Below are 12812 nucleotides of genomic sequence, written 5' to 3' on the forward strand. Positions count from 1 at the left end.
CGTCTTCTCTTAAAGATAATCGGTCGGTTTTCCTTTATCCTACTTGGCCTTGTCCTTGGGCGGAGGAGGAGTTAGAAATAGAAAGTCAGGCATAAACACCTCTTCAAATTTTAACTTGTCGACGATTGACTTTGCATGGCCGCCTTCTTCCGATACGATCGCAATCTTCACCCCGGTATTCGCACCCATCCTCCCTTTCAACTCGGTTGTCGCGTCAAACTGAAAGGTGTGAAGCTTTCCCTTCTTATCCTTCAAGGTAACGGTACCTTCCTGTCCTTTTACAAGCTTCCCTTCAATCTTAACAATCTCGCCTTTTGTCTTACCTTTTTTTTTGTGCCGGGCGTCGGCAATTTGCGGGGTGGCAAAACTAAAGATAATGATTAATGCGACAATAACCGAACCGACCTTCTTCATGGTGATTTCCTCCTGATGAGTGTTCGTCCAAATACATATGAGACAGAGAGCGCCTTAGTTCGGTATAATGCTCCCTTGTAAGAAAAATTACAAGTAAACTCGCTATCCCAAGATCCGCGGTTGGATCTTGGGATAAACGGTCAAGTCGCCTGAAAGACAAGGCCAGAGGCCATAAGGGCGAGCGAGGCGTACTCACCTGTACGGTGAGGAGTCCGTTGGCCGATAACGCAGTAATTTCAGACGAATCGACGGTTTCTAATTCCGAAATCGCGGAATTAGGGACTTTTCTCCACTCCGCTGAGGGCCGGCAAAACATGGGGTTGAGGCACTTTATATTTAAACGGTTTTTCCTGAATCTTAGGTGAACAATGAAGTTTGAGAAATACCGTATTTCAGAAGAGATCAAAAAAAACCTGGATCGGCTTGGATTCAAGAGAACCACGGACATCCAATTTAAAGCCATTCCGTCGATTATGCAGGGAGAAGATGTGCTGGCCATCGCCCAGACCGGAACGGGAAAAACAGCGGCATTCGCCATCCCCATCATAGATCGGATTCAAAAAGAAAAACGAAGTAAGCGCTGGCTTGGCATTCAATGCATCGTGATGGTACCGACGCATGAACTGGCCCATCAGATCGGGGATGTTTTTAAGGATATTGCGAAGCAGACCAAGGTGAAGGCCTTCGCCCTTTACGGCGGAGTAGACCAGGAACCACAGATTAAGAGACTTCAAGATGGCATCGATATTCTGATTGCCACACCGGGGCGCCTGTTCGATTTGATCAGCCAGGGCTATATTCTTCTGAACAGTGTCAATACGCTGGTGCTTGATGAAGCAGACCAGATGCTCGATCTCGGTTTTATCAAAGACATTCAAGATATAAAAAGAAAGCTAACCCGCAAACATCAGACTCTTTTCTTTTCAGCAACGATCAATAAAGAGATTAAAAAACTCGCCTATTCACAGGTAAGGGGGTCTGCCATTCGCATCCAGATTTCTCCGGAAAACCTTGTCGCTAAAAATGTGTCTCACTTTGTCATGTTTGTCGAGATGGATGACAAGCGTTTTTTTCTACAGCGTTTCATCACGGACCACCCTGAGGACAAGATCATTGTTTTTGTCAGAACACGGGTCCGCGCCGAAAGAGTGGCCAAGGCCATGGCAAGGGTTGAAATTAACACCGAAACGCTTCACGGAGAAAAAGACCAGGATACGCGCGCGGAGGTGATGCGTCACTTCAAGACAGGAAAATCAAAAATTCTCATTGCGACCGATATCACTGCCCGTGGCATTGATATTCCAGCCGTGAACTATGTCATCAACTACGACCTCCCTGAAAAAGCAGAGAATTATGTTCATCGTGTCGGACGAACCGGACGGGGGATGAACAAAGGCATCGCCATCTCTTTTTGCAGTCGAGACGAAAAGGTGCGTCTTGAAGAGATTCAGGAATTTTTAGGGAAAGAGATTGAAGAAGTCACAATAGGAAAAAAAGAATATACCCATATCCTCGAGCGACCCAAAACTGGCAACACCCTGGAAGAACTCATCGAAGACATCACGTATTGGGAGGATAATAAAAAAAAGAAGAAGAAATATAGAAAACCTCAGAAGTAAATTCTTACCTGATTCTAAAAATTACTCCCCGAGTTTTAATTGAACCTCAACAGACGCGATCAAGGGCAGACTTTTATCATTAAAGTCATCCAGACCGTCAAGATCATAGAAGAGCCTTGCTTTAATTTTATAAACCCCTGCTTTACTCCCGAGCTTTAAGCTCACTTTTTCGGTCGCCCTGGCACGGATGGCAGGATGAACCGCTTCCAAACCTTGGAAAAGTCCGGGATCCACGGTGTAGATTGCCACGGGCACCTCCTGGCTTAAATCCGCACGAACTTTTGTATCCGGACCCGATATATCGACATAAAGCAGGATCGCCCTTGGACCATAACCGGTCGGGAAAGAATGGCCTGCACCGTCATTCGTGATCTCAACATGGATCACCTTCGGATCAAACCCGTCTTGTTTGACCAACAAGGTCGCGGCCTTTTTTAGCATTGAGACGGAATGTCCACCCAAAAAAAGGTGTTTTCCTATGGCGCGTTTGGGTCGGTCAGAAAAAATCTCCGAAAGTAACCGCACATCCGGAGGCATGTGGCAGTCCCGGCAGGTCCGGTCACCCCCTGTGGCGAAATCTCTCTTCCACTCCAAAAAGGTCTGATGCTCGGGAGCCATCTCATCCGACTGATGGCATACCGCGCAGATCTCGGCCGATCGGGCCGGGGTGAACAAGGGGTCCTGAATCGTGGGGTGCGGAGAAGAGACATCGTATTTTCCATGAACATTCCCATCTCGGTCCAAATGGCAGCTCGCACAGGAGACCCCATCCTCCCGGTTCTTCTCACGCAGATCGGGTGTGGTCGGTCGATCCCCCCCCTGAAGAATCCCTGTGGGCGCGTGACAGCGTCGGCAGGCATCCCTCTTTTTTTTAGGCTGCCTGGCAATGGCCGCCACCGTAATGGGAGAGACATAGGCAAGATGCACTGGAGAAGAATCCGGATAGAACTCATGCGACAAATCATCCGGAAAATCGATTAAGGTTCCGTCAGGGCCAGGCCACGTGGAGGTATGGAGATCACTCCCCTCACCTCGCAGCAGTTCCATATAGATTTTTTTATGACAGGCACTGCACATGATTGTTCTTGTAGCATCTCCCTTCAGGAAAAGGGTCAGTGCCTTTTTCATCTGAACCGTAACCCGTGTAACATCCTGGCTTCCAATCCTTATAAAGTCCGGCTCGACAAAAGTGGTATGCCCATTGGCCTCGATCACCAGCTCATAAAGACCCGGTACGATTGAATTGAACCGAAAAGGCTCCCCTGCCGAGAGGCGGGCTTCATGTAGTACCTGGCCAGACTCTTTAATTTTGACTTTATAGGTTTTTGCGTTCGCGCTGGGGTCTAAATGAACAGAGCCGATAAGGGTTCTTCCGGCGTCGGCCTTATTTTTAGAACCGGTTTCAGAAACTGCTTCATTTTGACTCGACGAAAGGGAGGGCAGTGTGCCAAGGGTACAGGCAAAAAGAACTGTCAGTAAAAAAATCAGGGAATACTTTGAAAACATTCTGTGACTCAAGGTTTGTCGGGGCTGACTTTTCTAAGGTTTGATTCTACTGTTTTTGTGTTTGGATGATTCGGGCCGAATGACGTTTGAAATATCACCAAGGCCTTCCTATAGGACTCTGCCGCCTTTTTAAAGGCCCCCGACTTTCTCCAGACCTCTCCAAGATTATTGTAACTGATGGCAACATTGGGATGTTTTTCTCCAAAGATGGATACAAAAATCTCCTGAACCTTCGTGTAATACCGGATCGCCTGCTTAGAATCTCCCGAGGCATCCCAGGCCGCACCCAGGTTGTTGTAAGTGGAGATAACATTCGGGTGATTTTCTCCGAAAGCGCTTGAGAGAATCTTCAGTGTTTTCTCGTAGAAATTTATTGCCTGCTCCATATCTCCGAGCCCATACCACGCCGAACCCAGGGCATTATAACTAGAGGCAACTTTAAGGTGCTTTTCCCCAAAGAGGGCTAAACGAACCCCAAGGGCCTTCTCGTAATATCGGATCGCCTCCTTAAATGCTCCGCGCTTTCTCCATGCCTCCCCCAGGTCATTGTATCGGGTGGCAATTTTGGGATGCTTCTCCCCAAAGAGGGCCAAATCCACCTCAAGGGCCTTATTATAATATTCTATCGCTTTATCCTTGTCCCCCAGCGCACTCCATGCCCGACCCAGATTGTCATAACTCGCGGCAATCTTTGCGTGTTTCTCTCCGAAGACGACCAAATCTACCTCAAGGGCCTTATTATAATATACGGCCGCCTTGTTCATGTCTCCGAGTCGGTCCCAGGCCAAACCCAGGTGATGATAGCTCCTTGAAACATTGGAATGCTTCTCTCCGAAAATGCTTAAATCAATCTCCAGGGCCTTGTTGTAATATCCGACCGCCTTCACTGAACTTCCCACGAGGTCAGACATCAAGCCCAGCTGATACAGATAATCGCTGTTTTCGGGTTCCAGATCGGCTGCCCGAATAAAATAGTCCCGTGCTTCTTTATGCTTCAAGTTCAGGGCCTTGAGCGATCCCAGGTCAAAAGCGTCCATAGCGGCAGAAGATCTCATTTCAGATGATCTTTTTTCGTTTTTCTCAAGCGATGCACTTAAGTGTTTCTCGGCACCTTTGAAATCCCCTGCGAGCAGTCTTTCCCTTGCCTTTGCCGCAAACCTATCCCCGTGCAGACGTTTTTCAAGACGATACGCCATCGCCCGGACTCTTTCTAAAAGTTCTTGAAGCTTTTTATCACGGCGACCGATAGAAACACTATTTTCCTTGAGAATCTCAGTCAATCGGAGTCGAACTTCTTTTGAGATCTCGACTGGAGAAGAGGCATCACCCCCCGCCAGCACGCCGGGAGGTGAACTGTCCACGCGTGAAGCGCGGGTGCCGCATCCTCCTAGAATAAAAACGGCAAGAATAACGACCTCATAGATATTTATACGATCACAGGTCGGGAAGAACCCCCACCCTTTCTCAAACATAAACCCACCTCTATGAATTTAATTAAAGAATCCCGTCCTGTAGTCAGGCCGACTTCAGAAAACAGATGCACCATAATAAAAAAGGGGAACCAGAAGGTTCCCCTTTTTTAAAATCTAAGGATGTGCAATCACTTTTTCTTTCCCAGGCTTCTTTCATACAAAAGGACAAGCCATGCCTCGTCTTCGGTGATAACACTACCCACCATCGGCATCATTGCTGTCCCGGGTATGCCCTCCCGGATGACCCAGAAAAGCTCCCCGTCTGTCCTCATTCCATGAAAGCCGGTGTTTGTGAAGTTCCGTGGAGAGGGATCCAGACCAGGTGCAGCCAGACCATCTCCCCTGCCCTCTTTTCCATGACAGGTAAAACAGGTTGCCTTTGTCTGATAAAGGGCCTTCCCCTTCGCGATATTCTTAGAAGTCGCGCGATAGGGATTCTTTAAGGCCCGGGCCTCCTTCAACCTGTCTCTCGGCACCCGTATTTTCGATAAGTCGGCCTCGGCTCCATAGGAGAGCGAAACCATTAAGAAAACCGAGAGCCCACACAAAACACCTTTTAACACCTTCAGCATATCCTGCAAATGACACTTCGATCAAGAAGGCTTACTTACGAAGGCTCATTTCAAAGAGGATGATCAGTGCAGCCTCTTCCTCTGAAACGATACCTGGCGTATATGAGATCATCCCGGTGCCTTCAACCCCATTCGCGACCACCCACATATATTCACCCGCCTGCCGATTCTTCATCAATGGATTATGGAAATTTCGTGGACCCGGATCAAGGGCTGCGCCTGCAATCCCATCACCTTTTCCCTCATTTCCGTGGCAGGTAAAACAGGTTGCCTTACCCACAAAGAGCGCTTTGCCCTTCGCAATATTTTCAGGGGTGGATTTGAAGGGATTGGTCCACTCCCTGGCCTCATCCATTTCATCTTCCGGGACACGGGCCGTACCCACATCTTTCTCGACCCCTGCCTCAGACCTGGCGAAATTGACACTGAATATTGTGGTGGCAAACAGGGCTAACGCTATCATCCCATATTTCATCTACACTTCCTCCATTATCGTGATTATATCCACCGACGTGAAAACCACGCCCCCCCCCCTTCACGAAGACTGGATTCACTGAAGGGGTACAACACACTCATATCACGTTATAGACAGTAACGTGTACATCTCCCAGTTTTTCCACTCCGTCTCTTTATTGGCTCTTTTCAACAGAAGAAAACGGAATACCCTAGGACAGTAACCCCTACCATAGTATAGAGATTTGAAAAACTGTCAAGTTTTTTTTACACTCCTGCCAAGAGAGATCCATCCGTCTTCCGCACCCGGACAACTCCCCTCAGAAGAACAGAGTTTGTACTCAATAATACATCTGGAGTTTCCGGACAACCTTATCCAGGAGAGTCAGAGCTCAAATCCAGTGTCACAGGACAATGATCCGAACCCATAACCTCATTCAGGATGTCCGCGTCTTTGATGCTGTCAGCCAGGCCGGGGGAGATAAGGAAGTAATCAATCCTCCAGCCGACATTTCTTGCACGTGCACCGGCACGAAAGCTCCACCAGCTGTATTTAACCTTGTTCGGGTTAAGGTATCGGAAGGTATCAATGAAGTCCGCCGCGATAAGATGGTCCATGCCGTCAATTTCTTCCTGCATATAACCGGCGCTCTTGTTGTAATTTGGTTTTGGGCGGGCAAGATCGATCGGCTGATGCGCTACATTAAGGTCCCCACAAGCGATCACAGGCTTGTTCGTCTCCAGGTCCTTGAGGTAGGCAAGAAAATCAGCATCCCATTGTTTGCGATATTCAAGGCGTTTGAGTTCACTACCCGAATTTGGGGTATACACCGTCACCAGAAAAAAATGCTCGAACTCCAGGGCAATCACACGGCCTTCCTGATCATGCGCTTCAATGCCCATATCGTAACGGACGCTCAGGGGTTGCGTAAGCGTGAGAATCGCGGTCCCGGAATACCCCTTTTTCACCGCAGAGTTTGAGTACAGATGAAATCCATTGATTTCCGCTAGGGCCTCAGCAACCTGATCATCCTGGGCCTTCGTCTCCTGCAGACAGAGGACATCGGTCTTCATGGCGTCAAGTGCCACCGAAAAATCTTTTTTCATAGCGGCACGAATGCCGTTGACGTTCCAGGAAACGAGTCGCATCAGACGATCCACAGGTTTCGGTAAGAGTTTGAAGCACTTTAAGTATTGAGACTTGGAGAATAGAAGTTAGAGTAAACTGCGGGACGATGTCAAGGGCGTGACGGTTTATTGAGGAAAGTGAGATGAAGCGCCCATGAAAAGGAGCATTGGGAAGGAGAGCCAGAAGTTAAACCGGGAAGCCCAGAAGACACGTCGGACATAGGGTTCTATGTCTGGAGGGACCGGCGTCCCGGCGGAGAGGGTGTCGGCCGTCATTAGTATGATCGCCTTCTGGTTCGGGAATATAATGACCCACACATTTAAAAACATGATCAGGCCGAGCGTAGCACCGATCATGATCGCAGGGTTCCGGAAATGCCCGCCGACCATCAACCCCATCCCCGCCAGAAGCGTCACCACCGCGCTCCATCGGGACCAGAAGAGAACCCGGGGGAGGAGTTTCAGGACGACCTCTTTCCGGATCGGTGTATCAATTTCTTTCATGAAGGGAATCTGGATCAGATTCAAATAGTAGAGAAGACCGAGCCAGATCACACCTGCAACAAGATGAATCAAGCGAAAGAGGATGGGGAGAATCGTATCGGGTGTAAACAAATGCCTGTTCCCTTTCGGCGCAAGGTGCCAGACGAAGGAAAGCCCCCCTTGATGCCAGGAGAATTGGTATATAGCTCAGGATACACAGGGAGGAATCAATTCGTCAAACGAAAATAATGTCCCAAGATCCCATTATGAACCTTCAGTAAACTCTTATGTTATGATACTCCGATATGAAGAAATTTGATGTCATGGTGATAGGGGCCGGGAGCGCTGGGCGATACGGGGCCCAGGCCGCGGTAAAATGTGGCGCGAAGGTGGGACTGGTTGAAACCGGTCCTTTCGGGGGGCTTTGCATCCTCAAAGGATGTATGCCAACCAAGGCCTATCTCCGCTCATCAGACCTCGTCGGCCTGATGAAAAAGGCCCCGCGTGTCGGAGTTTATCCTGGAAAGAGGGTCGGCCTCCGGTTTGACGAAATAAAGGAACGAAAAGACCGCCTCATCCAGGAAATGGCAGACTACGCCAAAGAGTCGATCGAAAAAAACACAAACATCACCCTCCTCTCCGGCAAAGCCCGGTTTTTATCAAAAGAGAAGGTCCAGGTTGGCCAAAGCGATTATTCATGTGAAAAATTTTTGATCGCGACCGGCTCCCGAGTGGTCATTCCCCCTTTCCCCGGCCTGGAAAAAACCGGATACATCACCAGCGATGATGCCCTCGATCTTGAGACCCTTCCGCAATCATTGATCATCCTGGGCGGCGGGGCGGAGGCCCTGGAATTTGGTCAATTCTTCAACCGAATGGGAACAAAGGTCACCCTCCTGCAACGGAGCAAACATATCTTGAGCCAGGAAGATCCCGACATCGGGATCGCCCTCGGTGGATATCTCCGGGAAGATGGGATCGACCTATATACGGGCGTCCGTGTGACCGGGATGGAGAAAACCGGGACAGAGCGGAAGGTCTCTTTTGAATCGGAGGGGCACAAAAGGACCGTGGCTTCGGAGATGATCCTGGTCGCCACCGGCCGGACAGGGAATATTGAAGGGCTGGATCTCTATGCCGCGGGCGTGAGGCGCTATGATAAAGGGATAGAGATCAATGACTTCCTTCAAACAAGCAATCCGAATATCTACGCCGCGGGAGATGTGACCGGGGTTCTACAGGTTGTGAATATGGCGACCTATCAGGGAGCGATTGCGGGGAAGAATCTCGTCAAAGGCCCTGTGGACAAGACAGATACGCGCGTCATTCCGCGTGCGGTCTTTTCCGATCCGGAGGTGGCTCGCGTTGGTTTATCAGAACGCGAGGCGGAAGCACAGGGGATTGAAGTCCGTGTCGGCACCTTCCCCTTCAGTGACCTGGGAAAGGCTATCGTGACCGACCGCATGGAGGGCTTTATCAAAATCCTTGCCGACCCGGTGCGAGGTGAGATCCTGGGGGTACAAATACTGGGTGCGGAGGCCTCCAATCTGATTCACCAGGGGGTCGTGGCCATGCACTTTCGGGCAACATTGTCGGAATATGCCCGCATCTCCCACATCCACCCGACATTGGCAGAAATCATGCCTTATCTTGTCGAGGACATGCTGGGAGAAGACTAAAACATTAGCGTTTCTGGATTAGAGTATCCTGAAAGCATTTCGATCGTAATACTGCCCGTCCCGGGAAACCCTCCGACCCTGGGGAAGGTTGCACGTTCAATCCCTTTCACCAGGCCGATATCCATCACAAACCAGTTGATTGTTTGATCAGTCATTTCTACAACTTCCTGATTACCGGAAAGCGTAATTCGGATAACCAGGGTTCCGACAATCTTCAGGCTGTCCGGAAAGACCCCTGCCGGGACAGAGACCGTCTCAAACTTTTCTGCCACGATGTGGGCACTGACATCCGCCTGCTCATCCTTTCCATCAAGGTCCAGGTCCAGTCCGAATGCAACGTTCTTCTTTTCAATCTGTGAGTAAGGATGGTCTAAAGTCATCGGAAACTTGACGACCTGATAGGGAACAAGCTGAGACTCGAAGGGGGTGGTCGGCTCTCCGCCATGATAGACAATTCCACCCTCATCCCTCAAAAAGAAACTCTTGCGCAATCCACGGTTTGCCTGGTTGGTTTCGGTAAAAACCATGACCTCCACCCCATTTCGCTCAATCCTTTTTTGAACCGTCGCAATATTGGTATAGGAGGCGATCCGTTGCACCTCGTCGACTACGGACCCCTCATATTTCCAGGTGCGTCCCACCTCATCGGGAAAATAACGCGCAATCTCCCGGATTGGATCCCCTTCCTCCGCCGGGACCCCAGGGGAAATCAAAAGAAAAAGGAGAAAAAACAGTGACATTTTAAAGGCATTTTTCCGCAAGAGAAATCTTTTCACCCTCGTATGATAGAAGGAATAGGATGGTGAGTCAAACGAGTCCCGATCAATATTCTTGTGGTATACTTACTATATTCGCTTCCGGACTCAACCAGGTCACTTGCAATGAGAAGACGTTCTTAAGATCCCTTCCCTACGCTCGGAATAAAGCGTTACATGCAGCACGCTCTGCTTAAGGAGGTTCATAAAATCATCATGGCTTATTCAGGTGCCAGTCGCAGCATCACGCTTCGGTTGAGGTTTAAAAACAAGGTGGGCATCCTTGGTCAGATTACCTCCGTTATCGGGAAGGTCGGAGGAGATATAGAAGGGGTCGATATTGTCAACGCGGACCGCGGGATGGTCTCGAGAGACATCACCGTAAAGACGCGTGATGAAGCGCATGTAAAAGAGATCGTGGCCCAGATAAAGGAGATACCGAACGTTCAGTTGCTTCATCGCTCCGACCGGACCTTCCTCCTCCACCTGGGCGGGAAGATCGAGATTACAAATAAAATTCGTCTCAAAACAAGAGATGACCTCTCACGCCTCTATACCCCCGGCGTGGCCCATGTCTGCATGGCCATCCACGAAGACAAGGGAAAAGCCTTCACGCTGACGATAAAAAAGAACAGCGTCATGATTGTCACAGACGGATCAGCCGTCCTGGGCCTGGGAAATATCGGGCCAGAAGCCGCGATGCCGGTCATGGAAGGAAAGGCAATGCTCTTTAAGGAGTTCGGCAAGGTGGATGCCTATCCAATCTGCCTGAGGACTCAGGATACCGAGGAGATCATCCAGACGGTGAAGTTGATTTCCACCGGGTTTGGCGGTGTCAACCTGGAAGATATCTCCTCTCCCAGATGTTTTGAGATTGAGCGCCGTTTAAAAGAAGAGCTGGATATCCCGGTTTTTCACGACGATCAGCACGGGACCGCCATCGTCGTGCTGGCGGCCCTGATCAATGCGGCTAAAATCGTTAAAAAAGACTTTTCGGCCCTGAAGGTTGTGGTCAATGGAGTCGGTGCCGCGGGGATTTCCATTACGGATATTCTTTTAGACTCCGGCGTCAAAAAAATCATTGGCTGCGATCGCAAAGGAACGCTTTACGCCGGCAGAAAAACCGGGATGAACAAGGTCAAAGAAGACTATGTCAAAAGAACAAACCTTCATCATCTAAAGGGAGGCCTGGAAGAAGCCCTCCAGGGGGCAGATATCTTCATCGGGGTTTCAAGCGGGGGGGTTCTTAAACGGGCGGCCATACAGAAGATGGCCCGCGATCCGGTGATCTTTGCCCTGGCCAATCCCACACCTGAGATTATGCCCGAAGAGGCAGAAGGGGTCGTTCGAATTATGGCAACCGGTCGATCCGACTACCCCAATCAGATCAACAATGTCCTTGCCTTTCCCGGTGTCTTCAGAGGGGCGCTCGATATTCGGGCCTCCCGGATCAACATGGCGATGAAACAGGCCGCCGCCCATGCCATTGCCTCCGTTATTCACGATGAGGACCTTTCCGAGGACTACATCATCCCGGGGGTTTTCGACCGCAAGGTCACAAAAGCCGTCGCACAGGAAGTCGCCAAGGCCGCCGCCGAAACAGGTGTCTCCCGCAGTGAAAAGAAAAAACCCTCTAGAAACCTTACTTTTTAAGCCCTATCCCCAAGCAACACAAAGCCTCCCCCTTAAGGGAACCTCTGAATAAGTCATGAATTGATTTTTTAGGGCAAAAATGTCCCGCTTCTACGTTGCAAACCTTGAAAATTACGGGCTATTCTCTTCGATTTTCGCCTTGAATCAAAACATTTTGTCTCCTGAAAAATTCAACCCAGACTTAATCAGAGGTTCCTAAGGTCTAAATCGTTTTGCCCGGCCTTTGGGCGAATAGAGGACCGATAAGAAAAAGATCGTCGTGGTCAGTAGAACGATGGTCGCCCCGGAGGGGAGATCAAACCAGTACGAGAAGACCACCCCGGCCCACGACGAGAGGACTCCGATCATGACAGAGTAGAAAATCATGCCCTTCATACTTTTTGCCCACTGCTGCGCCGCCGCCGCCGGAATCACCAGAAGGGCAAAGACAAGAATCGACCCCACCGCTTTTAAAGAGATCACCACCGTTAAAGAGATAAGGTTGAGCAGGAGAAAATAAAGATTCCGAGCCGGGATTCCGCTCGCCTCTGCCATCTCCTGATCAAATGAAATAAAGTGAAACTCCTTAAAGAATAGAAGGGTGGTCAACAGAATGGCAAAAGTCAGGAACAGGATGACAAGCAGGTCACCTGCGGTGACAGACAAAATGCTCCCAAAGAGATAACCGTAAATCTCCGGATTATATCCCTCCATCAAACCGATAAAAAGGATCGCCAGTGCCATGGTAAAGGTATAAAAAACACCAATCGGCACATCCGGCTTCATCTTTCCTTTTTCCTGAAGCTTAGCAATGATCCAGACCGTTGCAAGCCCGAAGATCACCGCCATGAGAAGTGGGGGAGCGCCAATCAGAAAGGCAAGCGTCACACCGGCAAAGGCGGCATGCGCCGTCCCCGCTCCGATAAAGGAAAGCCCTTTCAAAACAACGAATACCCCAATGACAGAACAAACCAATCCGATCAGGAAAGAAGAGAGAAAGGCCCGCTGCATGAACCCGTATGACAACATTTCAATCATAAATTAATGATCCTGCCCTGTAATAACAATACAGCTTGTCTGGACATTGCTTCAGGGTAAT

The 12812-nt window shown here is 49.6% G+C and carries 12 protein-coding genes; 3 read left to right on the plus strand and 9 right to left on the minus strand.

Features of this window, described 5'->3' with window-relative positions; translation table 11 throughout:
• Positions 1–39: 39 nt before the first annotated feature.
• The gene (locus EYQ01_07380; GenBank protein HIE65616.1) at positions 40–414 is read right to left on the minus strand and encodes a hypothetical protein; all 375 of its coding nucleotides are present in this window, start codon (positions 412–414) and stop codon (positions 40–42) included.
• A gap of 368 nt (positions 415–782) precedes the next feature.
• On the opposite strand from EYQ01_07380, the gene EYQ01_07385 reads away from it, so the two are divergent.
• Entirely contained in the window at positions 783–2033 is a 1251-nt protein-coding gene (locus EYQ01_07385; GenBank protein ID HIE65617.1) for a DEAD/DEAH box helicase, read from the plus strand.
• A gap of 21 nt (positions 2034–2054) precedes the next feature.
• Here EYQ01_07385 and EYQ01_07390 read toward each other — a convergent pair whose 3' ends face one another.
• From EYQ01_07390 to EYQ01_07415, 6 genes are all read right to left on the minus strand, one after another.
• Entirely contained in the window at positions 2055–3539 is a 1485-nt protein-coding gene (locus EYQ01_07390) for a hypothetical protein (GenBank protein HIE65618.1), read from the minus strand.
• Between the two features lie 8 nt (positions 3540–3547).
• Positions 3548–5011, minus strand: a complete 1464-nt coding sequence (locus EYQ01_07395; GenBank protein HIE65619.1) for a tetratricopeptide repeat protein — start codon at positions 5009–5011, stop codon at positions 3548–3550.
• A gap of 128 nt (positions 5012–5139) precedes the next feature.
• Complete coding sequence (locus EYQ01_07400) at positions 5140–5583, minus strand: c-type cytochrome (protein ID HIE65620.1); 444 nt, start codon at positions 5581–5583, stop codon at positions 5140–5142.
• 31 nt (positions 5584–5614) lie between these two features.
• Positions 5615–5938: a cytochrome c gene (locus EYQ01_07405; protein ID HIE65621.1), complete on the minus strand. Its 324-nt coding sequence runs from the start codon at positions 5936–5938 to the stop codon at positions 5615–5617.
• A gap of 470 nt (positions 5939–6408) precedes the next feature.
• On the minus strand, positions 6409–7185 hold the full coding sequence (gene xth / locus EYQ01_07410) for an exodeoxyribonuclease III (GenBank protein ID HIE65622.1): 777 nt from the start codon (positions 7183–7185) through the stop codon (positions 6409–6411).
• Positions 7186–7290: 105 nt separating this feature from the next.
• The gene (locus EYQ01_07415; GenBank protein HIE65623.1) at positions 7291–7779 is read right to left on the minus strand and encodes a hypothetical protein; all 489 of its coding nucleotides are present in this window, start codon (positions 7777–7779) and stop codon (positions 7291–7293) included.
• A 173-nt stretch (positions 7780–7952) separates the two neighbouring features.
• Here EYQ01_07415 and EYQ01_07420 point away from each other — a divergent pair, with 173 nt between their 5' ends.
• Positions 7953–9326, plus strand: coding sequence for a dihydrolipoyl dehydrogenase (locus EYQ01_07420; GenBank protein ID HIE65624.1), 1374 nt, complete (start codon positions 7953–7955; stop codon positions 9324–9326).
• On the opposite strand, the gene EYQ01_07425 is transcribed toward EYQ01_07420, so the two are convergent.
• Entirely contained in the window at positions 9323–10066 is a 744-nt protein-coding gene (locus tag EYQ01_07425; protein HIE65625.1) for a hypothetical protein, read from the minus strand. The two genes, EYQ01_07420 and EYQ01_07425, sit on opposite strands and share 4 nt — an antisense overlap.
• 231 nt (positions 10067–10297) lie before the next feature.
• Between EYQ01_07425 and EYQ01_07430 the strand changes: the two genes are divergently transcribed.
• Positions 10298–11734, plus strand: coding sequence for an NAD-dependent malic enzyme (locus EYQ01_07430; protein HIE65626.1), 1437 nt, complete (start codon positions 10298–10300; stop codon positions 11732–11734).
• Between the two features lie 195 nt (positions 11735–11929).
• Here the strand turns inward: EYQ01_07430 and EYQ01_07435 are convergent, their stop codons facing one another.
• Positions 11930–12751, minus strand: a complete 822-nt coding sequence (locus tag EYQ01_07435) for a metal ABC transporter permease (GenBank protein ID HIE65627.1) — start codon at positions 12749–12751, stop codon at positions 11930–11932.
• Positions 12752–12812: the final 61 nt, after the last annotated feature.

The organism is Candidatus Manganitrophaceae bacterium, from assembly GCA_012960925.1.
Lineage (GTDB): Bacteria > Nitrospirota > Nitrospiria > SBBL01 > JAADHI01 > DUAG01.

Coding starts and splice junctions, on each gene's coding strand:
- EYQ01_07380 (HIE65616.1), bottom strand. CDS start 414: ATGAAGAAGGTCGGTTCGGTTATTGTCGCATTAATCATTATCTTTAGT.
- EYQ01_07385 (HIE65617.1), top strand. CDS start 783: ATGAAGTTTGAGAAATACCGTATTTCAGAAGAGATCAAAAAAAACCTG.
- EYQ01_07390 (HIE65618.1), bottom strand. CDS start 3,539: ATGTTTTCAAAGTATTCCCTGATTTTTTTACTGACAGTTCTTTTTGCC.
- EYQ01_07395 (HIE65619.1), bottom strand. CDS start 5,011: ATGTTTGAGAAAGGGTGGGGGTTCTTCCCGACCTGTGATCGTATAAAT.
- EYQ01_07400 (HIE65620.1), bottom strand. CDS start 5,583: ATGCTGAAGGTGTTAAAAGGTGTTTTGTGTGGGCTCTCGGTTTTCTTA.
- EYQ01_07405 (HIE65621.1), bottom strand. CDS start 5,938: ATGGATGAGGCCAGGGAGTGGACCAATCCCTTCAAATCCACCCCTGAA.
- xth (HIE65622.1), bottom strand. CDS start 7,185: ATGCGACTCGTTTCCTGGAACGTCAACGGCATTCGTGCCGCTATGAAA.
- EYQ01_07420 (HIE65624.1), top strand. CDS start 7,953: ATGAAGAAATTTGATGTCATGGTGATAGGGGCCGGGAGCGCTGGGCGA.
- EYQ01_07425 (HIE65625.1), bottom strand. CDS start 10,066: ATGTCACTGTTTTTTCTCCTTTTTCTTTTGATTTCCCCTGGGGTCCCG.
- EYQ01_07430 (HIE65626.1), top strand. CDS start 10,298: ATGGCTTATTCAGGTGCCAGTCGCAGCATCACGCTTCGGTTGAGGTTT.
- EYQ01_07435 (HIE65627.1), bottom strand. CDS start 12,751: ATGATTGAAATGTTGTCATACGGGTTCATGCAGCGGGCCTTTCTCTCT.